At 46.5% G+C, this 18,441-nt stretch carries 19 protein-coding genes; 6 read left to right on the forward strand and 13 right to left on the reverse strand.

The window, feature by feature from the left end; genetic code table 11:
• The first annotated feature begins 9 nt into the window (after positions 1–9).
• Genes FG11_RS10965 through FG11_RS10975 form a run of 3 tightly spaced genes read left to right on the forward strand, consistent with a single transcriptional unit; the run spans position 10 to position 5,292 of the window.
• Entirely contained in the window at positions 10–567 is a 558-nt protein-coding gene (locus FG11_RS10965; RefSeq protein ID WP_047535035.1) for a peroxiredoxin, read from the forward strand.
• Positions 560–1,600 carry an A/G-specific adenine glycosylase gene (gene mutY, locus FG11_RS10970; protein WP_047535038.1) on the forward strand — a complete coding sequence of 347 codons (1,041 nt, stop codon included), beginning with the start codon at positions 560–562 and terminating at the stop codon, positions 1,598–1,600. The genes FG11_RS10965 and mutY overlap by 8 nt, the downstream gene beginning before the upstream one ends.
• A gap of 14 nt (positions 1,601–1,614) precedes the next feature.
• A complete protein-coding gene (locus FG11_RS10975; RefSeq protein WP_047535041.1) occupies positions 1,615–5,292 on the forward strand; it encodes a DUF748 domain-containing protein in 3,678 nt (1,225 codons plus the stop codon).
• A 54-nt stretch (positions 5,293–5,346) separates the two neighbouring features.
• On the opposite strand, the gene FG11_RS10980 is transcribed toward FG11_RS10975, so the two are convergent.
• The 3 genes from FG11_RS10980 to FG11_RS10990 form a co-directional block, all read right to left on the reverse strand.
• A complete protein-coding gene (locus tag FG11_RS10980; RefSeq protein ID WP_020183131.1) occupies positions 5,347–5,577 on the reverse strand; it encodes a hypothetical protein in 231 nt (76 codons plus the stop codon).
• A 76-nt stretch (positions 5,578–5,653) separates the two neighbouring features.
• Complete coding sequence (gene fae / locus FG11_RS10985) at positions 5,654–6,196, reverse strand: formaldehyde-activating enzyme (protein ID WP_020183132.1); 543 nt, start codon at positions 6,194–6,196, stop codon at positions 5,654–5,656.
• Positions 6,197–6,289: 93 nt separating this feature from the next.
• Complete coding sequence (locus tag FG11_RS10990) at positions 6,290–6,727, reverse strand: GNAT family N-acetyltransferase (protein ID WP_047535044.1); 438 nt, start codon at positions 6,725–6,727, stop codon at positions 6,290–6,292.
• Positions 6,728–6,822: 95 nt separating this feature from the next.
• Between FG11_RS10990 and FG11_RS10995 the strand changes: the two genes are divergently transcribed.
• On the forward strand, positions 6,823–7,203 hold the full coding sequence (locus tag FG11_RS10995; protein WP_020183134.1) for a DoxX family protein: 381 nt from the start codon (positions 6,823–6,825) through the stop codon (positions 7,201–7,203).
• 81 nt (positions 7,204–7,284) lie between these two features.
• On the opposite strand, the gene FG11_RS11000 is transcribed toward FG11_RS10995, so the two are convergent.
• Positions 7,285–8,208: a quinoprotein relay system zinc metallohydrolase 2 gene (locus tag FG11_RS11000; RefSeq protein ID WP_047535046.1), complete on the reverse strand. Its 924-nt coding sequence runs from the start codon at positions 8,206–8,208 to the stop codon at positions 7,285–7,287.
• A gap of 138 nt (positions 8,209–8,346) precedes the next feature.
• On the opposite strand from FG11_RS11000, the gene FG11_RS11005 reads away from it, so the two are divergent.
• Complete coding sequence (locus FG11_RS11005; RefSeq protein WP_047535051.1) at positions 8,347–8,943, forward strand: cytochrome b; 597 nt, start codon at positions 8,347–8,349, stop codon at positions 8,941–8,943.
• Between the two features lie 294 nt (positions 8,944–9,237).
• Here FG11_RS11005 and FG11_RS11010 read toward each other — a convergent pair whose 3' ends face one another.
• From FG11_RS11010 to rpe, 9 genes are all read right to left on the reverse strand, one after another.
• Positions 9,238–9,858: a DUF6988 family protein gene (locus FG11_RS11010; protein ID WP_047535057.1), complete on the reverse strand. Its 621-nt coding sequence runs from the start codon at positions 9,856–9,858 to the stop codon at positions 9,238–9,240.
• Positions 9,840–10,838 carry a porphobilinogen synthase gene (hemB, locus tag FG11_RS11015; RefSeq protein ID WP_047535064.1) on the reverse strand — a complete coding sequence of 333 codons (999 nt, stop codon included), beginning with the start codon at positions 10,836–10,838 and terminating at the stop codon, positions 9,840–9,842. The genes FG11_RS11010 and hemB overlap by 19 nt, the downstream gene beginning before the upstream one ends.
• 9 nt (positions 10,839–10,847) lie before the next feature.
• Positions 10,848–11,636: an indole-3-glycerol phosphate synthase TrpC gene (trpC, locus tag FG11_RS11020; RefSeq protein WP_047535067.1), complete on the reverse strand. Its 789-nt coding sequence runs from the start codon at positions 11,634–11,636 to the stop codon at positions 10,848–10,850.
• 6 nt (positions 11,637–11,642) lie between these two features.
• On the reverse strand, positions 11,643–12,152 hold the full coding sequence (locus tag FG11_RS11025) for a DUF3465 domain-containing protein (RefSeq protein WP_020183140.1): 510 nt from the start codon (positions 12,150–12,152) through the stop codon (positions 11,643–11,645).
• Entirely contained in the window at positions 12,149–13,186 is a 1,038-nt protein-coding gene (gene trpD, locus FG11_RS11030; protein WP_020183141.1) for an anthranilate phosphoribosyltransferase, read from the reverse strand. The genes FG11_RS11025 and trpD overlap by 4 nt, the downstream gene beginning before the upstream one ends.
• On the reverse strand, positions 13,186–13,752 hold the full coding sequence (locus tag FG11_RS11035) for an aminodeoxychorismate/anthranilate synthase component II (protein WP_020183142.1): 567 nt from the start codon (positions 13,750–13,752) through the stop codon (positions 13,186–13,188). The genes trpD and FG11_RS11035 overlap by 1 nt, the downstream gene beginning before the upstream one ends.
• 2 nt (positions 13,753–13,754) lie before the next feature.
• On the reverse strand, positions 13,755–15,242 hold the full coding sequence (gene trpE, locus FG11_RS11040) for an anthranilate synthase component I (protein ID WP_047535071.1): 1,488 nt from the start codon (positions 15,240–15,242) through the stop codon (positions 13,755–13,757).
• Positions 15,243–15,470: 228 nt separating this feature from the next.
• Entirely contained in the window at positions 15,471–16,139 is a 669-nt protein-coding gene (locus tag FG11_RS11045; protein WP_047535074.1) for a phosphoglycolate phosphatase, read from the reverse strand.
• Between the two features lie 49 nt (positions 16,140–16,188).
• Positions 16,189–16,896, reverse strand: a complete 708-nt coding sequence (gene rpe, locus FG11_RS11050) for a ribulose-phosphate 3-epimerase (RefSeq protein ID WP_047536130.1) — start codon at positions 16,894–16,896, stop codon at positions 16,189–16,191.
• Between the two features lie 277 nt (positions 16,897–17,173).
• On the opposite strand from rpe, the gene hemA reads away from it, so the two are divergent.
• Positions 17,174–18,433 (forward strand): glutamyl-tRNA reductase, encoded by a 1,260-nt coding sequence (gene hemA, locus FG11_RS11055; RefSeq protein ID WP_020183146.1) that lies wholly within the window; start codon positions 17,174–17,176, stop codon positions 18,431–18,433.
• The last annotated feature ends 8 nt before the right edge of the window (positions 18,434–18,441 follow it).

The following is an 18,441-nucleotide window of genomic DNA, read 5'->3' on the forward strand; positions in this document are numbered from 1 at the left end:
TACCGTTACATGCCACAATTTCAAACGCTTCCTGCCAATCTACCTGCGCCTGTAGACGATGGTGCTTGCCGGCACCTGCTACACGCCACGCTGCCTGATGTGGCACTAGCATCTACACAAGGACCCGCTGTTAACTTATACCAGCTGACAGGCTGGTCTGTGATTTATGTTTATCCGATGACTGGGCAGCCAGATAAAGCGCTACCGGATGGCTGGGATAGTATTCCCGGTGCCCGTGGCTGCACTCCACAATCCTGTGGATTTCGTGATCATTATGCAGAGCTGCAACAACTAGGTGCTCACGTGTTTGGCTTGAGCACACAAACCAACACCTACCAAACTGAAGCCGCTACACGTTTGCACCTGCCTTTTGCATTGCTAAGCGATCACCAGTTTGTCTTTGCCGAGGCGCTCCAACTACCAACGTTTGAAGTCGATCAGATGCGACTAACGAAGCGCGTCACGTTGCTAGTGCTGAACGGCAGGATTGAACATTATATTTACCCGGTCTTTCCACCAGACCAAAATGCAACGCAAGTGATGGATTGGCTCACACGCCATGTCTGATTTCGCACTGCGTATTATTGCTTGGCAAAAGCAGCATGGTCGCCATGACCTGCCTTGGCAGAACACGCATAACCCGTATGCCATTTGGGTGTCGGAAATCATGCTACAACAGACGCAAGTCGCTGCTGTGATTGGCTATTACCAGCGTTTTATGACGCGCTTTCCAACCATTCAAAGTTTAGCCGCCGCTGAACAAGAAGAAGTCATGCAGTACTGGAGCGGCTTGGGTTACTACTCTAGAGCACGCAATTTACATCACGCTGCACAAACCATTGTGGATGAATTTGCCGGCGAGTACCCACAAGATTTTACAGCCATGCAATCACTCTCAGGCATTGGCCGCTCCACTGCAGCTGCTATTGCGGCATTTGCCTTTAACCAAGTACACACCATTTTAGATGGCAACGTAAAACGCGTGTTGGCGCGTCACTTTGCGATTGAAGGCTGGCCTAGCGCCCCTAAAATAGAAAAAGCCATGTGGGTGCTGGCAGAATCTTTGCTACCCAACGCTGGCATGGTGGCGTATACGCAAGGGCTGATGGATTTAGGTGCAACGCTATGTACCCGCAGCAAACCCAAATGCAACGCATGCCCGCTGAATACTAGCTGCTTAGCATATGCGCAACATCGCGTGCATCTACTACCCACGCCTAAACCCAAAAAAATCAGTCCGCAAAAGTACACCACCATGCTTATTTTGCAACATGGCCAAGAGGTTCTGCTCGAAAAGAGACCATCTAAAGGCATTTGGGGAGGCTTATGGAGCTTGCCTGAAATTGATATGCAAACCATTGCCACGGAAGTGGCGCAAGCCAAGTTTGGACTGACAGTTGAGACGCAAGAGCCATTACCATTGCTACAGCACGCCTTTACGCATTTTAAGTTAGAAATTTTGCCCCAACCATTAGAGGTCTTAAGCAAATTACCCAACCCCAATATCCCCAATACCATTTGGCTCCCCATCGAAGATGCTATTGGTGCAGCAATCCCCACACCTGTCAGAAAAATTTTGATAAGCTTGCGTAAAGCTTAACCACACACATCCATATGCTACAAACGCTTAAACAATGGCTATACAAAAAGCCCACAAAAATATTGCTGGGTGTATACATATTCTATGTGCTGTTCAGCTACATCGCCATTAACCCGCTCGCCAAGCGCCTTGTACCTTGGATTGCAGAGAAGCAGCTAGCAAGCCAAGCCAGCGTTGGGCAAGTCCGTTTCAATCCATTTATTCTGATAGCCACCATTGACCAGTTTCGCCTAAAAGACCAACAAGGTGCGCCGTTAGCTGGTTTTGATCAGCTCAAGGTAGATTTGGAGCTCAGCGGTATTTTTAACTTGGCGTGGAAGTTCAAAGAAATCAACCTGCGTGCACCGCAAGGGCTGATTGCAATTGACGCCAATGGCAAACTCAATTGGGATGATTTAATCGCCAAACTCAACGAAGACAAAAGTCCACCTAGCGATACGATGCCACGTGTGGCGATTGCGCATTTGGTGATTCAACAGGGGCAAATACGCTACAAAGACAGCCATCGTGCCAAACCATTTGTGGCAGAACTGACACCGCTTAATTTTGAATTAGATGGCTTTTCTACTTTGCCAAAAGACCGCGGCGATTATTTGATTGCAGCCAAATTTGCAAATAATGGCGGCACGCTCAAATGGAAAGGCAATATGGGCGTCAATCCGGTGGCCTCTAAAGGCGATGTTGCATTAGAAGGTATTGCACTACCCAGTTTATTACAAATTGTCAAAGACTCAGCGCTCCCCTTCAAGGTACAACAAGGGCAACTGCAAGCGCATTTTGGTTATGACTTTACCATGCCAAATGACCAGCCTAGACTTGCCCTTAACGGTATCACCGCTGAGCTGAATGCACTTGCGCTGACTCTCCATGCATCGAATACGCAAGGCACCCAAGGTACGTCTATCGCATTAGCGGAACTCACCGCCAAGCTACCGCAACTCACGTTTGCGCAACAACAGCAAACACAGCTGACATTTGAACAACTGGCTATTGAAGGTCAGCAGTTGCGTATCCAGCATGGTGAACAAACCTTGTTAAATGTACCCAATATTGCCATACAAAACATCGGCTTGGATTTAGCCAAACACCAAGCCACGATTGCACAAATTCAATTAAAGCAGGGTGCCATTTCTGCCAAACGCGCGCGCGATGGCAGCGTAGATTGGCAAACAGCATTTACGACGCCAGAAGAAGCCAAGCCTACAGAAACAACCACGGTTGAAACCAAAGCGGCAGAAAAAACAGCGACTGAAACAACACCCAAAGAAGCCTCACCGTTTGCTGTCAATATTGCTGCTGTGCAGTTGCAAGATTGGTCACTCAATGTGGAAGATCAGACTTACACACACCCACTCAGCCTCAACGTAGAAGATATTGATATCGGTTTTAGTGTCCATCATCCAGAAGGGCAATGGTCGATTCAGCAACTGCAAACGCAATTCAATGCTATTGCGCTGAAATCTACAGTCTTTAAAAAACCGGTGGCTACGCTCAGCCAAATAGCACTCTCGCAAGGTGATATCAGCATCGATAAACAGCAAGTCGCCATAGCGTCTATTGTATTGTCTGGGCTCAAAAGCGAAGTCATTCAGCCCAAACAAGGCCCATTGAATTGGCAAACCCTATTAGAGAACAAAGCTCCTAGCACCAGCGGAGCAAAGCAAGATAAACAACAGACATCATCTAATTGGGCCGTGAGTCTTGGCAAGCTGGCACTCACCAATAGCCAGTTGCATATTGAAGACCAAACACCAAGCAAAGCAGTACAACTGGATCTAGAAAAAATTGGCCTAGAATTACGCAACGTATCACTCAACATGAACAAAGCTGTGCCAGTCAACGCCAGCTTTAGCATCAAGCAAGGCGGCCAGTTTAGCACGCAAGGTACGCTCACGCCGGTGCCATTCAAAAGTACGTTGAATCTCAAATTAAGCAATGCTGCATTTAGCCCTTTTGCCCCGTATATCAACCAATATGCCAAGCTGCAGTTGGCCTCTGGCGCTGCAAGCGTGACCGGTAAAGTGACCATGCAGCAACAAAAAGCCTTTGCGCTCAATTTTGATGGCGGCTTTCAGGTACGCCACTTAGCGCTCAATGAGGAATCCAGCAACGCGCCCTTTTTAGCTTGGGAGCAACTGGCGAGTGAGAATGTTGCATTCTCGCTATCCCCCAACAAGCTGCATTTGGGGGCGCTCAAAGTACAACATCCTGCCGGAAAATTTATTATTCATGAAGATAGAACGACCAATCTCAGCCGCATTTTGCGTAGTGCAGACTCAGCTGCGCCTGCGCCCATCGCAAGCCCAACAGAAAAAGCTGCTGAACCCAAAACAAACGCAGTAGCTGGCAATGCTATGCTGGCACAAGCAGCAACGGCAGTGCCAAAAACGAGTGAGTCAAAAAATAAAACCGTGCCGGTGGTTGCGCCAACTGCAAGCACGAGCAGTGAAGATAGCTTTCCTGTGACAATTGAAACCACACGCATTCAAGATGCTGAACTAGAGTTTGCCGACCTCTCACTCACCCCACAATTTGGCACCAAAATTCACTCACTGAACGGGGTCATCAATAATATTTCTACCAATCCGGAAGCCACAGCGCAGCTAGAGTTGGATGGTAAAGTGGATGAGTATGGTGCAGCGAAAATTCGTGGTGCGCTACAACCCTTTAAGGCCACAGAATATACCGATGTCAAACTGGCATTCACCAACTTGGAAATGAATAGACTCACGCCGTATTCCGGAAAATTTGCAGGCAGGCGCATTGACTCTGGCAAGCTGTCCGTCGATTTGGAATACAAAATCAAACAGCGCCAATTGGCGGGTGAGAACAAATTTGTCATTAACAAACTCATTCTTGGCGAGCGCGTAGACAGTAAAGAGGCAGCAGATTTACCATTAGATTTGGCCATTGCCATTCTGGAAGACAGTGATGGCGTGATAGATCTGGACCTACCGATCTCTGGCAGCTTAGATGACCCGCAGTTTAGCTATGGCAGCATTGTGTGGAAAGCCATTAAAAATGTGCTCACCAAAATCGTAACCTCGCCATTTAGAGCACTAGGGAAACTATTCGGTGGCAGTGCTGACAATCTGGATGCGATTGTGTTTGAGGCAGGAAATGCTGCGCTTGCGCCACCGGAGCAAGAAAAACTCAAGGCAGTTGGCGAAGCACTTGGCAAACGCTTAGGGTTAGCACTGTCTATTACGCCTGGCTACGATATAGCATTAGATACGCGCGCGATTCAAGAACAAACTTTACGGCGAAAAGTGGCTGAGGAAATGGGCGTTGTACTAGAGCCTGGACAAAAAGCTGGCCCCATTGATTTAACTAACCCCAAAGTACAAAAAGCGATTGATGCCCTGCACGACGATTTAACCAAGAAAGGCTTGCTGAAACGACTCGCCTCTAAGTTTGAAAAACCTGAATCCGGGCATTATGAAACAGCACAAGAAAAACTCACCTTGAGTATCGAAGTAAAAGAAAGTGATTTACTTGCATTGGCGCAGGCGCGCGGAGAAGCCATTCAAGCATCTTTAACAAAAGCTGGGGTGGATGCACAACGCGTGCATATTGCAAAAGCAACGGCACAAACCGGCAATGCAAAATCAAACGCAACGCAAACCAAACTGGGCTTGGAAGTCAATAAACAGGCACAAAAAACAGAAACCAACGAGACAAAAACACCATAGCAGTGACAATGATGAGTGCACATAAAAAAGCCGACGTGATGTCGGCTTTTAGATTTAGTGCATTCTCGATTGTAAGATGCGGTCTGCGAGCATTTGAAAACGCGGCGATACAAACTCACGCGTTTGGTTACCGGTATCTGCAATGTTCAGCAACTCTTCAATCGCAGACCGAAAACCCAATTCAAATAACCAGTAATCTTCTTTATTAATTTCTGATTTTTTATCAGAATTCACATCCGCACATAGACGCTCGAACGCTTCCATACATACATTACGATCTGGCATGTTAGCCTCCCCACAACACACAATAATATTCATCATAGCAAATATTTGTGTCAGTGGGGAAATCTAGGCGATAAGACTACTTTTGATCCCAGCTATCTTCCCACATGCAGTGTTTGATTGTGTGACGGTTTGCAATCAACTCATCAATGCTAGGCTCGTCATTCAATGCACGTTTTAATGCTAACTTAATCGCATCGTAGTTGTTTTTGTATAGATCCGCTTTATCCAAATTGGCTTCTTTTGCACAGCCTGGATCAATCCACAACAAAGCAATAATACATAAATCGTTCACTTGGTCTTTAGGGATGATGCCTTCAATCACTGCATCCAAAATACCATCGGCTACACCGGCTTGCACCACACCACCAAACAATTCAATGTTGAGTGAGTCTTTTAATGTCACTTTTGGCACCATCATGCAAGCTGGGCGTACCAATTGGTTAATATCGCGCACAGCAAACATCGCGGTATGGCCTTTGGTTTGCGCCATCATGTTGGCAAATGCTGTACCTACTGGGCCATCCACTGCACCAATCAGGATTTCTGGCATGGCAGCAGTAACGTCTTTGCCTTCGCTAAATACAGTGGCTTCGCCTGCTTTAAAAATGATTTTTGACATGGTTTTTCCTTAATGAAGAATATGAAATGAAACGAGTTTGAGAGACATAAAAGCTAATCCAGCATTATACAATTTTAGACCTGCAACATAAAGTCATGTCCATTTCAGCACCATGTCCTTATGCCAAATGTTGGCATCAATATAGGCATCACTAGTCACCACAAACCCAGCCTTTTCATAAAACTGGATAGCATGCGTTTGCGACGACAATTGCAGCTGCGTTAGGCCCTGCGCTTTACAAATGGCAATCGCTTCCATTAATAGGGCATAGCCCACGCCCTTGCCACGCCATGCTTTCAGTACACCCATGCGGCCGACCCGACCTCTTTCTAATAAAATTCTGGCGCAACCAATCGCCTGTTGTACATCATCAAGGGCTAATAAGTGGATGGCAGATTCGTCATATTCATCCCACTCAATATATTCTGGTACAGATTGCTCAATGATAAACACTTGCTCACGCAAAGCTTTAAGCATGGTCTGTTTCGGGCTCTGCCAATGGAGTTGTTCAATATTAAACTTTGCCGTCATCTCTCTAGTCTCTTAACAGTGCATGTGATTGCAATTCGCAAGCCATACAGGCATTATGCTCACTTACATTTTGTTTACATTTTATAGGGTTTTTTATGCAAAGTTATCAAACCGTCATTGCCAGAGTATTACTGGCTTTAGTGTTTTTAGGCCTCGTGCTATTGCGCTTAAGCAGCATCACGTCGAATCCCGATGGTTACTTACAATACCAAATGACATTAGGGCAATTTGGCTTGCCGGGCATCTTTGCACCGTTGTTGATTTTAGTGCAATTGGTGGGTGGCGTAGCGCTGTTGGTAGGTTTTAAAACAAAAATAGCGGCACGTGTACTGGCCGTATTGGCACTATTCTTAGCCGTAGTGCTTGGCCGTATGATTCCAGAAGTGTTCTTTTTATACTTAGGTATCGCGGGTGGCATGCTATTACTGAGCACTTACCCACAAACTGCATTCAGTGTAGATAACATCAAAAAGTAAGCTTATCCACATTATCAGCAGCCTCAAGCTGTTCATATCAACAGGTGAATTGCATCAGCACTTCACCTGTTTTTGTATCTGCTATTCCCACTCCAGCGCTGTAAAAATCGTATTCACATTCCTGCGGTTGGCAATATCAAACAGCTGCCACTTGTCTCGTTCGCTTGCTGCTGCAGTGCCCATCGTCTTTTCCATGCTATCGCCTTTTTTAATGGCTGCTCGCACATCAGTCAGTACTGCGTTTAAATAACGCTGTTCGTTATCCAAGGCTTGCACCCAATCTTTTGCCACCGGCCCATGCCCGGGTACTACTTGTTTTGCCGGATATGTTTTCAATGTATCAATCGCCGAAATTAAGCCTTTGATATCGCCCTCTACCACTGGTGTGCGCTCAATAAATAATAAATCGCCGGTAAATAATGTGGCGGTTTTGCTATCCAATACCGAGATATCGGTGTTGGTATGGGCGACCGTATACGGCACCACTCGCAAGCTTCTGTCACCTAAATCCAAATCCACACCCTCTTTTACTGCTAATGTGGGTAGCACTTGCACGGTACCTTTGGCATCATTTCCCAAATATTGGGCATTGAGTTTGTCATAGGCCTCTTTGCGTAGCTGCATGGCAGAGGCGAGCTTGGCATGCCCTACAAACTGTGGCTTATCTTCTAAAAAAGCTGCATTTCCATAAATATGGTCAGGATGCACATGGGTATTAATCACATACAGAATAGGCTTATCTGTGATTTGACGAATAGCGGCGCGTAATTCTTGACCCACTTTCAAACTGCCGCCAGTATCAATCACCGCCACGCCTTTGCTGCCCACCACAAAGCTTGTATTGCAGATGTCACCTTGGTAACCAGTATCAATATCTAAGTGCACTCCATGATGCACGTAGATACCATCCCCCACATTTTCTAACGAAAATGCGGGGTGGCTAACCTCTGCCTGCGCACAAGCAGCCAGTAATGATGCCAATAAATACACAAATAGACGTGTCATGCGTTTTCCTTTTTAATGATTTTACACACGGTATATTCCTGAGAATACGCTAATATTATGGGTGTTAGGCAACAAATGTGTGTGACCGCTGTCACACCAAAATAATAAGCCAAGAAAATAATATATTAGGAGTCATGCATGAATGTAAGTAATCGCTATACCAAAACCGCCGTTGTGCTGCATTGGTTAATCGCAATCGCCATTTTCGCCATGTTTGCGCTGGGCTGGTATATGAGCGAGCTACCGAAAGAAGGCCCTAAACAAATGGGGTTCGATTTATTCGACTTAGGCATCTACACGTGGCAACTATCTGAAGAAGTTACCCTACGTACGTTCTACTTTAATTTACATAAATCCGTAGGCGTGACCATATTAGCGCTGGTCATTTTCCGCCTACTCTGGCGCATTACACACAAACCACCAGCACTGCTCAGCTCCTATTCCGCATTTGAGCGCAAACTGGCCACTGGTGCGCACCACCTGTTGTATTTACTGATGGTAGTGCTGCCTGTGAGTGGCCTATTGATGACGCTTTACAGCAAATACGGCCTTAAATGGTTTGGCTTGGAGTTTTTACCCGGCTTAGACAATAAAGGCTTGCGTGATGTGTTTAAAGAATCACACGAAATCATTGGTATCGTAATCTTAGTGGTGATTGCTATCCATATCTTAGGTGCGCTGAAACATAAATTTATAGATAAAGACACTACCTTGCAGCGCATGACACTCAAGTAACTGCCTACAATTAAGCCACTAACATAGCTCATAGCAAAAAAGCTCGCAATTGCGAGCTTTTTTAATGCCCCCCTTTGCAGCACCGAGCATGTGAGGCTATTGAGGAAAAGAGGCGCGCACTGTTCGAGTCCCAGAACAAGCGATTGATATACATCGCTTGTTTGGTCGAGTTGCGCAAGCCTCCCTCAATGGCTGAAACACGCGCAGGAGAAAAGCGGCAGGGGTGCTCTTTTGTTTGGTTACTTTCTTTTGAGCAAGCAAAAGTAAAGTAACTTGCCTAGAGGCGAAAACCTATTACGTAATATCTTGCTTACCTTTTTTAAAAATCTCGTTTGCTAAAGAACTATTTTCAATAACTGATTCAGCAAAACTCACTGCTGCTGCAAATGCGTACCCTCTTGAAAAACGAACAACATCAATAATTTCATCATCTGAATAGTTTGGCTCAATTGCAAATGCTGTATTCCAACGTTGAATTTGAAGTGTTCCTGTATGCGTGTAATCGCAAAGCTGCTTCCAATGAATTGAATATACATTAAATAGATGCTTATCAAATCCAACAGATTCTATAGCTTCAATCATTTTGGGAGTTCTGGGTAATTCGAAATTGTTCGCTGAAAATCTTTCTACCTCGTCATCATTTGCACAGTACGCCAGCCATAAACCACGAACATATGATTCGTAAGTCAATCTCATTAAAGCAAAAGCTGAAGAACAAATTTTAGGATTTCTACCTAGCAAAGCTAGAATTGCATCAAAATGGTCCAAAACTACAGCGAAACATGCTGCAACAACTCGTTTACGACTAGTTGTATTTTCAATAATAGCTTCGTTTAATTTGCCAGATACCCAAGCAGACCAATCACAGGCATCAGAAACACTAACTGAAACCTTATCTAAACCTCTTTCAGCCACCGCGCTATATCCATCGCATAATACGTCAACACCCCATCCGCCCCAGCGCGCTTAAATCCCAACATCGCCTCCAGCACGCAAGCCTTTTCATCCAGCCAACCATTTTGCGCTGCCGCTTTCAGCATCGCATATTCACCACTCACATGATACGCATAGGTCGGTACACCAAACTCTTGTTTGACGCGACGCACAATATCTAAATACGGCATGCCCGGCTTCACCATCACCATGTCCGCGCCTTCTTCAATATCCAGCGCCACTTCTTTAATGGCTTCGTCCGAATTGGCTGGATCCATTTGGTAGTTGTATTTGTTGCCTTTGCCTAGACTGGCAGAAGAGCCTACGGCATCTCTAAATGGGCCATAAAAGGCAGACGCATATTTGGCAGAGTAAGCGAGGATGCGCGTATAAATATAGCCAGCTTCTTCCAGCGCATCACGGATGGCACCAATACGGCCATCCATCATGTCCGAAGGGGCTACGACATCTGCACCGGCTTCTGCGTGACAAAGCGCTTGCTTCACCAGCACTTCTACCGTCTCATCATTGAGTACGTAACCCGTATCATCAATTAAGCCATCTTGGCCATGCGTGGTGTATGGGTCTAAAGCGACATCGGTAATCACGCCCAATTCTGGAAAGGCCTGTTTCAAGGCTTTCACTGTGCGTGGTACCAGCCCGTTAGGGTTATACGCTTCTTTGGCATCTAAACTTTTAAATTCCTGTGGCACCACCGGGAAAATGGCGAGGGCTGGAATACCTAAATTGACACACTCTTGTGCGGTCTTGAGCAATACATCAATACTTTGACGTTGGACACCCGGCATTGAGCTGACTTCTTCGGTACGCTGCTCACCTTCCAGCACAAAGACTGGGTAAATGAGATCATTGGTAGTGAGTACATGCTCTCGCATTAAGCGCCGCGAAAACTCATCTTTACGCATGCGGCGTGGGCGAATAGCTAAGAATTGATTACTCATAGTTACCTCTTAAGCAAACACTTTAGAAAGTTCAGCGCCAGGGTCTTCCTGACGCATAAATGCCTCGCCTACCAAAAACGTATGCACCTGATGTTTGCGCATAAGTGCCACATCATCATGTGTGAAAATACCAGATTCTGTCACCACAATCTTGTCTTGCGAAATACGGTCAAGCAAACCAAGTGTGGTATCCAATGTCACCTCAAAAGTACGTAAGTTACGGTTGTTGATACCGAGTAATGGTGTGGTCAGTTGCAAGGCCAAATCCAACTCTTCGCCATTATGCACTTCTACCAATACAGCCATCCCAAGCGCATGTGCAACGGTTTCTAACTCTTGCATTTTAGGCAGGGTGAGTGCAGCAGCAATCAATAAAATACAATCTGCACCCATCGCGCGCGCTTCGTACACTTGGTAGGCATCTATCATAAAATCTTTGCGCAACACGGGTAACGCACAGGCCGCACGTGCCTGTTTAAGATAGTCTGCCGAGCCTTGAAAGTATTGCTCATCGGTCAGCACAGATAAGCATGCTGCGCCGCCCAATTCATAGCTTTGAGCAATGTCTGCTGGCTTAAAATCCGCACGAATCACCCCTTTAGATGGGCTGGCTTTTTTGATTTCTGCAATCACAGCCGATTGCCCAGCCGCAATTTTTTGACGGATACTGCCCACAAAATCACGCGTTGGCGCTTGTTCAGCTGCCAATTGTTGGATCGCTTCCAAGCTGATTTTGGCTTTAGCGGCTGCCACTTCAATTGCTTTGGTGGCTAAAATTTTATTTAAGATATCGCTCATAATCTCTTACTCAAATGTGTTTCCTTGATGTTTAATCCAACCACCTTGGTGCTGCCCTTTGGGGTCACGATGTGTCCAATGCATCACACCACCCTTAGGATTAAATACATATTCACCTTTAAATTCAATGCTGTCGCCCACTTTTAACGCATCAATCCTCGGTGATAAATCAATATTATGTGCAAACAACAATGTCTGCGTTGCATTGATGCGCACCAAAAACTTTTGATGGCGTGCGCCGCGATTATCGTCCGGCAGTAATTTAGTCACTTCACCAGTGCCTTGCACCCACACATTACTTTGCTTTTGTGCAAAGGCCTGCTTAACAGCCGTATTGTCTTGCAGCGCAAGACCAGCAGATAGCGGTTTTAGGTCTAGCGTTTTAACCTGCGATTTTACTTCGATTGCTGATTGTGACGGATTGTTCTCGGCATCCTGCTGCGGCGTTTGCAGGCACGCTACTAAACTCATGGACAGTAGCAAAATTGATGCTGCAATCAACGGGTGGCGCTTCATGCTGCCTGACTCAATGCCTTTAGCTGTTGCAGTTTGTTCAGGGCAGCGCCAGAGTCTAGAGCATGCGCCGCTTGTGTTATCCCTGTCTGCAAATCACCCGCAAGGCCAGACACATAAATAGCTGCGCCCGCATTCAATAGCACAATGTCACGCGCCGGTCCGGTCTCACCAGATAGCAGCCCGAGAATAATCTCGCTGGAATGCTGCGCACTTTCCACACGGATGCTATTGATATCATGCAACGGCATGCCAAACTGCCTAGGGTTGAGTGTGTATTCATGCACTTCGCCATTTTTAAGTTCGGCAACGTAAGTATCTGCTGAAAAGGAGATTTCATCCATTTCATCGGCGCTGTGTACCACCATCACATGCTCACTGCCCAGTTTCTGCAATGTCTGCGCCAGCAAAGGCACCAAATCACGGTGGAATACCCCCATGACTTGTCGCTTGGCACCAGCAGGATTGGTCATCGGCCCTAATAGATTAAACATGGTACGTACGCCAAGCTCACGCCGCACAGGTGCTGCATACTTCATGGCAGCGTGATGATTGGGGGCAAACATAAAGCCAATACCCGCCTCATTCACACAACGTGCAACCTGTTCTGGCGTTAGGCTAATGTTGACACCCAGTGCCTCAAGCACATCTGCCGACCCACTTTTGGAAGATGCTGCACGCCCGCCATGCTTGGCGATTCTGGCACCTGCGCCAGCCGCCACAAATGCAGAAGCTGTAGACACATTAAACGCTTTGTTGGGTGCGCCACCAGTGCCACAGGTATCAATCAGGTGGCGCGTATCAGTGACCTCAACCTTGCTGGAAAGCTCGCGCATCACTTGCGCAGCCGCAGCAATCTCGGTCACGGTTTCGCCTTTTACGCGCAATGCAGAAAGAAAGCCGGCAATCTGTATCTGGGTAAATTCCCCACCCATGATTTGCTGCATGATTTCCAGCATTTCCTCATGGGTGAAATCGGCATGGTCAATCAGCCGTTGCAATGCCAACTTAGGCGTTATGCTCACTGTCATACTCATTAGTACGCTTTCAGGAAGTTATCCAGCAACGCATGGCCATGCTCAGTCAGGATAGACTCAGGATGAAATTGCACGCCCTCTACCGGCAAGGTTTTATGACGCACGCCCATAATTTCATCATCTTCGGTCCATGCCGTGATTTCTAGGCAATCAGGAATGGTCTCACGCTCAATCACTAATGAATGATAACGTGTGGCCGTGTAAGGGTTAGGTAAGTCGCGGAATACGCCCACATTCTCGTGATGAATCAATGAGGTTTTACCGTGCATTAAGGTTTTTGCTTTGATAATCTTGCCGCCAAACGCTTGCCCAATACTCTGATGACCCAAGCACACGCCCAGTAACGGAATCTTGCCAGCAAACTCATGAATCAGCGGTACCGAAATACCGGCTTCATTGGGCGTGCAAGGGCCTGGAGAAATGACGATATGGCGCGGTTTTAATTTGGCAACGGTGTCTAAATCAATTTCATCATTGCGGTACACCTGCACATCTTGGCCAAGCTCGCCAAAATACTGCACCAAGTTATAAGTAAATGAATCGTAGTTATCTATCATGAGCAACATGATTATGCCCCTTTACTATCTAGACCAGCTTGGACTAATTCAGCAGCACGAATCACTGCTTTCGCTTTGTTTTGTGTCTCTTCCCATTCCGATTGCGGTACAGAATCTGCCACAATACCAGCACCGGCCTGCACATAGAGTATTTGGTCTTTAATCACAGCGGTACGGATCGCGATCGCTACATCCATATCACCATTAAAACCTAAATAGCCTACCGCGCCTGCATAGATGCCGCGCTTGCTTGGCTCCAGTTCATCAATGATTTCCATGGCTCTGACCTTGGGTGCACCTGACACGGTACCGGCCGGGAATGTGGCTTTGAGTACATCAATCGCATCAAAACCAGGTTTGAGCTTGCCTTCTACATTGCTGACGATGTGCATTACATGCGAGTAACGCTCAATCATCATATTGTCTGTCACCTTCACCGTGCCCACTTGCGCCACACGACCGACATCATTGCGCCCTAAATCCATCAGTTGCACATGCTCCGCACGCTCTTTCGGGTCTGCCAATAACTCAGTAGCAAGGGCAATATCCGCTTCTCGGGTTTTACCACGCGGGCGCGTGCCGGCAATCGGGCGTGATGTCACAGTATCATGCTCCAAACGCACCAAAATCTCTGGCGAAGCGCCCACCACATGGTGATCGCCCATATCGTAATAGAACATATAAGGAGACGGGTTTAAGCTGCGCAAAGCACGGTAAAGTGAAAGTGGCGGCGCAGCAAACGATTGCGACATGCGTTGGCTCAACACCACTTGCATGATGTCGCCTTCTAAAATATAGGCTTGCGCTTTTTTCACTGCCGCTTTAAATGCCTCTTCACCAAACTCTGAGGCGGCCTCTGTTTTAGGCATAGGCAGCGATTCTGGAATCGCCACTGTTTTACGTAACATGCCCAGCAATGATTGAATACGTGCACATGCATTGCTGTAGGCATCGGCTTCATCTGGATTAGCATATACAATAAAATAGAGCTTACTGCTTAAATTATCGATGACCGCGATTTCCTCGGACACCATCAACAACACATCTGGCACGCCCACAGCATCTGGCTTATTGGTATTGGCTAAGCGCTTTTCAATATAACGGATGGTTTCATAACCAAAATATCCTGCCAAACCGCCAGTAAACCTTGGCAGGCCTTCGTAAGGTGGCGTTTTAAAACGTGCTTGGTAGGCTTTGACGAAATCTAGCGGATTGACATCGTCATGGGTTTCAATCACTTGTGTATGTTGAATCACTTGCAGTTGCTGCCCATTGGCAACAATTCTGGTTTTGGCAGGCAAGCCGATAATGGAGTAGCGCCCAAAGCGCTCGCCGCCTTGCACGCTCTCTAATAAATAAGAAAAGGGCTGATTGGCTAATTTAAGATACAGGGATAACGGCGTGTCTAAATCGGCAAAGGTTTCAAGCACCAGCGGTATGCGGTTATAGCCTTGTGCCGCTAAGGCATTAAATTCTGACTGGGAAATCGTGGTTAACATGATTCTACACTTTCTACATAATTTTCTATTTTGGTCGCCCATCACAACCCGGTGCGATGGATAAGTCTGATGACTACACAGACATGAACAAGTCGTGTCTTAGCTTCGCCAAGAACTGCGCCAGCTTATTTGAGGCTGGAATGGAAAATTACTTTGTTGAGAACACATATCAATACACTTTAAGTTGGTTGAGTCAAAAGTTGGTTTAGTGAACTAAAAAATTTGCTATTACATCAGTATAGACGGCAATTCAGTTAAATCTCGAATCATCGCGTCCACTTGGCTTTCATCAATGAGTTTTCCTTGATTATACCCATACGGCACCGTCACAATAAAACAGCCGGCGGCTTGTGCTGCTGCAATGTCCGTGGCGGAATCACCCACCAACATCGCTTCCATCTCCATCACATCGAATTCTGCACAAATGTGATGTAATTGTATAGGGTCAGGCTTCTTCTTTGGCAAGGTATCGCCCGACACCACGATTTCAAAAAAATCAGCCAAGCCACTTGCCTCTAACAACGGACGCGTAAACTTTTCGGGTTTATTTGTCACGCAAGCCAGCTTTAAATTGCGCTGTTTTAAGACTTCCAAACCTGTTTGCACGCCATCAAACGGCAAACTGTCTGTCACGTTATTGGCATAATGCGCAAAAAACAAATGCTGTGCTGTCGCCTGTAAAGTTTGGTCTGGTACATCATGCAACGCACCAGCCAAACAGCGCTGTATCAATACTTGCGCACCCTCACCGATATACCCTTTAATTTGCGCATAAGGCAATGGAGGCAATCCTAACTCCGTTAACATTGCATTCGCTGCGTACGCAATTTCCGGTGCAGTATTGAGCAAGGTGCCATCCAAATCAAACATCAATGCGCTTACTTTAAATTGCGACATTGAACGTTACCTTACTCACGCACTGCGAATAAACTACACGGTTGCCAATTTATACCGTGGCTAATGAAGCACGAATTTGACCAACGACCGTATCATAACGGTTAGGGTCAGTGTCTTTTGGTGAACCAAAAATCGCACTACCCGCTACAAACGTATCCGCACCAGCACGTGCAATATCTGCAATGTTTGCTGCGTTCACGCCGCCGTCTACTTCTAACCAGATTTGGCGGCCAGTTTTTTCGTAATAAGCATCAATGCGTGCACGCGCTTGTTTCAGTTTGTTCAATGTTTCTGGAATGAATTTTTGACCACCAAAACCAGGGTTCACAGACATCAATAAAATCATGTCCACTTTGTCCATCACGTAATCCAAGTAATGCAACGGTGTGGCTGGGTTGAATACCAAGCCCGATTTACAGCCTTGGTCACGTACCAACGCCAAGCTACGATCAATATGATCGGATGCTTCTGGGTGGAAAGTGATGATGTTGGCACCGGCTTTTGCAAAGTCAGGAATAATGCGATCCACTGGCTTCACCATTAAATGCACGTCAATCAACGCGCCCACATTTTTAGAGATTTCACGAATCGAATCACACACCAGTGGGCCAATGGTTAAGTTAGGCACGTAATGATTGTCCATCACATCAAAGTGTACGATGTCTGTGCCTGATTTAATCACATCTTCAATTTCTTGGCCTAATTTGGCAAAGTTGGCTGAAAGGATACTCGGTGCAATTCTAAATGTTTTGTCCATGCTCATGATTCCGTCTGCTTAGTAATAGTAAATAGTGTCCATGGGAGTGTGTCATATACCCAATACATCATTAGGCATACCCTAACAACGCACTTCCATTTTGGTTTATAAGGATAATTTACTATTTTAACGCTATTTCTTGCCTAAGATAAGCCAATCCTTCAAAATTACGCATGCTTAATCTCACCAACACGCTTTCATGCATGCATTGCAGGCAAAATTGATCTTTTTTTGATGGTATTTCCTATTTCAATCAATGCCTTGGTAAAATAGCCACATGCAGCTTTATACCATTGGTGTGAATCACACCACCGCCCCTATCGCCATTCGCGAGAATGTTGCCTTCAACGGTGAAACATTACGCCATGCCTTGAGCGACCTCACCGCACGAAATGCAGCGGAAGCAGCCATTTTATCGACCTGCAACCGCACAGAAATTTACGTGCAATCTGAGCGACCTGAACCTGTGATTGACTGGCTAGCCAACTACCACAAACTGGCGCTGGATAAAGTACAGCCTTATACCTATACATTTTCCAACCAAGAAGCCGTCAAACATGCGTTCCGTGTCGCTTCTGGCTTAGATAGCATGGTACTGGGCGAGCCGCAAATCCTGGGGCAATTCAAGCAATCCATCAAAGTTGCGCAAGAGGCCGGCACGCTTGGCACGATGTTGCACAAATTGTTTCAGCGTACGTTTGAAGTCGCCAAAGAAGTGCGCACCAACACCGACATTGGCGGCAGTTCCATTTCCATGGCGGCAGCGGCCATCAAGCTAGCACAGCGTATTTTTGGTGATATTGGCCAACAAAAAGTATTGTTTATTGGCGCGGGCGAGATGATTGAGCTGTGTGCAGACCATTTTGCCGCACAGCGCCCCAAATCTATCACCGTTGCCAACCGTACCATTGAGCGCGGCATGCAACTGGCTGAAAAAATGCAATCGCAAGGCGTTTATGCACACGCCATTCTGCTTAACGATTTACCGGATTGCTTTGCCGAGTTTGATATTGTGATTACCAGCACCGCCAGCCAACTGCCGATTGTCGGACTGGGCATGGTAGAGCGCGCGATTAAAACACGCCGTCATCGCCCTGTGTTCATGGTGGATTTGGCAGTGCCGCGCGATATTGAACCAGAAGTCGCACAATTGGATGACGTGTTTCTGTACACCGTAGACGATTTGGCACAAGTAGTGGCCGATGGCATGGGTAGCCGCCAAGAGGCCGCGGTAAATGCAGAAATGATTGTGGCCGCACGTGTTGAGCACTTCATGCACTGGCTTAAAAAACGTGAATCGGTGCCCACCATCAAAGCCTTGCGTGACCAAGTAGACGCAATGCGCCTAGCCGAATTAGAAAAAGCGCTCAAGCTGATTCAAAAAGGGGAATCACCGGAAAAAGTGCTGGAAACCCTGAGTAACGCGCTCACCAATAAATTTTTGCATGCGCCCAGCCATGCGCTCAACCAATCACACGGTCAAGAACACACCCATTTAGAAGCAGTCTTACGACAGCTTTACAATATTAAATCTTAAAGAAGTCA

Source organism: Methylotenera sp. N17 (assembly GCF_000799155.1).
GTDB lineage: Bacteria > Pseudomonadota > Gammaproteobacteria > Burkholderiales > Methylophilaceae > Methylophilus.

Bases quoted from the DNA above. Each gene is read 5' to 3' on its own strand.
- trpC (WP_047535067.1), bottom strand. From the start codon at position 11,636: ATGAGCGATATCTTAAATAAAATTTTAGCCACCAAAGCAATTGAAGTG.
- FG11_RS10965 (WP_047535035.1), top strand. From the start codon at position 10: ATGCCACAATTTCAAACGCTTCCTGCCAATCTACCTGCGCCTGTAGAC.
- FG11_RS11035 (WP_020183142.1), bottom strand. From the start codon at position 13,752: ATGTTGCTCATGATAGATAACTACGATTCATTTACTTATAACTTGGTG.
- FG11_RS10975 (WP_047535041.1), top strand. From the start codon at position 1,615: ATGCTACAAACGCTTAAACAATGGCTATACAAAAAGCCCACAAAAATA.
- mutY (WP_047535038.1), top strand. From the start codon at position 560: ATGTCTGATTTCGCACTGCGTATTATTGCTTGGCAAAAGCAGCATGGT.
- FG11_RS10990 (WP_047535044.1), bottom strand. From the start codon at position 6,727: ATGACGGCAAAGTTTAATATTGAACAACTCCATTGGCAGAGCCCGAAA.
- rpe (WP_047536130.1), bottom strand. From the start codon at position 16,896: ATGGACAAAACATTTAGAATTGCACCGAGTATCCTTTCAGCCAACTTT.
- FG11_RS11005 (WP_047535051.1), top strand. From the start codon at position 8,347: ATGAATGTAAGTAATCGCTATACCAAAACCGCCGTTGTGCTGCATTGG.
- trpE (WP_047535071.1), bottom strand. From the start codon at position 15,242: ATGTTAACCACGATTTCCCAGTCAGAATTTAATGCCTTAGCGGCACAA.
- hemB (WP_047535064.1), bottom strand. From the start codon at position 10,838: ATGAGTAATCAATTCTTAGCTATTCGCCCACGCCGCATGCGTAAAGAT.
- FG11_RS10980 (WP_020183131.1), bottom strand. From the start codon at position 5,577: ATGCCAGATCGTAATGTATGTATGGAAGCGTTCGAGCGTCTATGTGCG.
- FG11_RS11025 (WP_020183140.1), bottom strand. From the start codon at position 12,152: ATGAAGCGCCACCCGTTGATTGCAGCATCAATTTTGCTACTGTCCATG.
- hemA (WP_020183146.1), top strand. From the start codon at position 17,174: ATGCAGCTTTATACCATTGGTGTGAATCACACCACCGCCCCTATCGCC.
- FG11_RS11000 (WP_047535046.1), bottom strand. From the start codon at position 8,208: ATGACACGTCTATTTGTGTATTTATTGGCATCATTACTGGCTGCTTGT.
- trpD (WP_020183141.1), bottom strand. From the start codon at position 13,186: ATGAGTATGACAGTGAGCATAACGCCTAAGTTGGCATTGCAACGGCTG.
- FG11_RS10995 (WP_020183134.1), top strand. From the start codon at position 6,823: ATGCAAAGTTATCAAACCGTCATTGCCAGAGTATTACTGGCTTTAGTG.
- FG11_RS11045 (WP_047535074.1), bottom strand. From the start codon at position 16,139: ATGTCGCAATTTAAAGTAAGCGCATTGATGTTTGATTTGGATGGCACC.
- fae (WP_020183132.1), bottom strand. From the start codon at position 6,196: ATGTCAAAAATCATTTTTAAAGCAGGCGAAGCCACTGTATTTAGCGAA.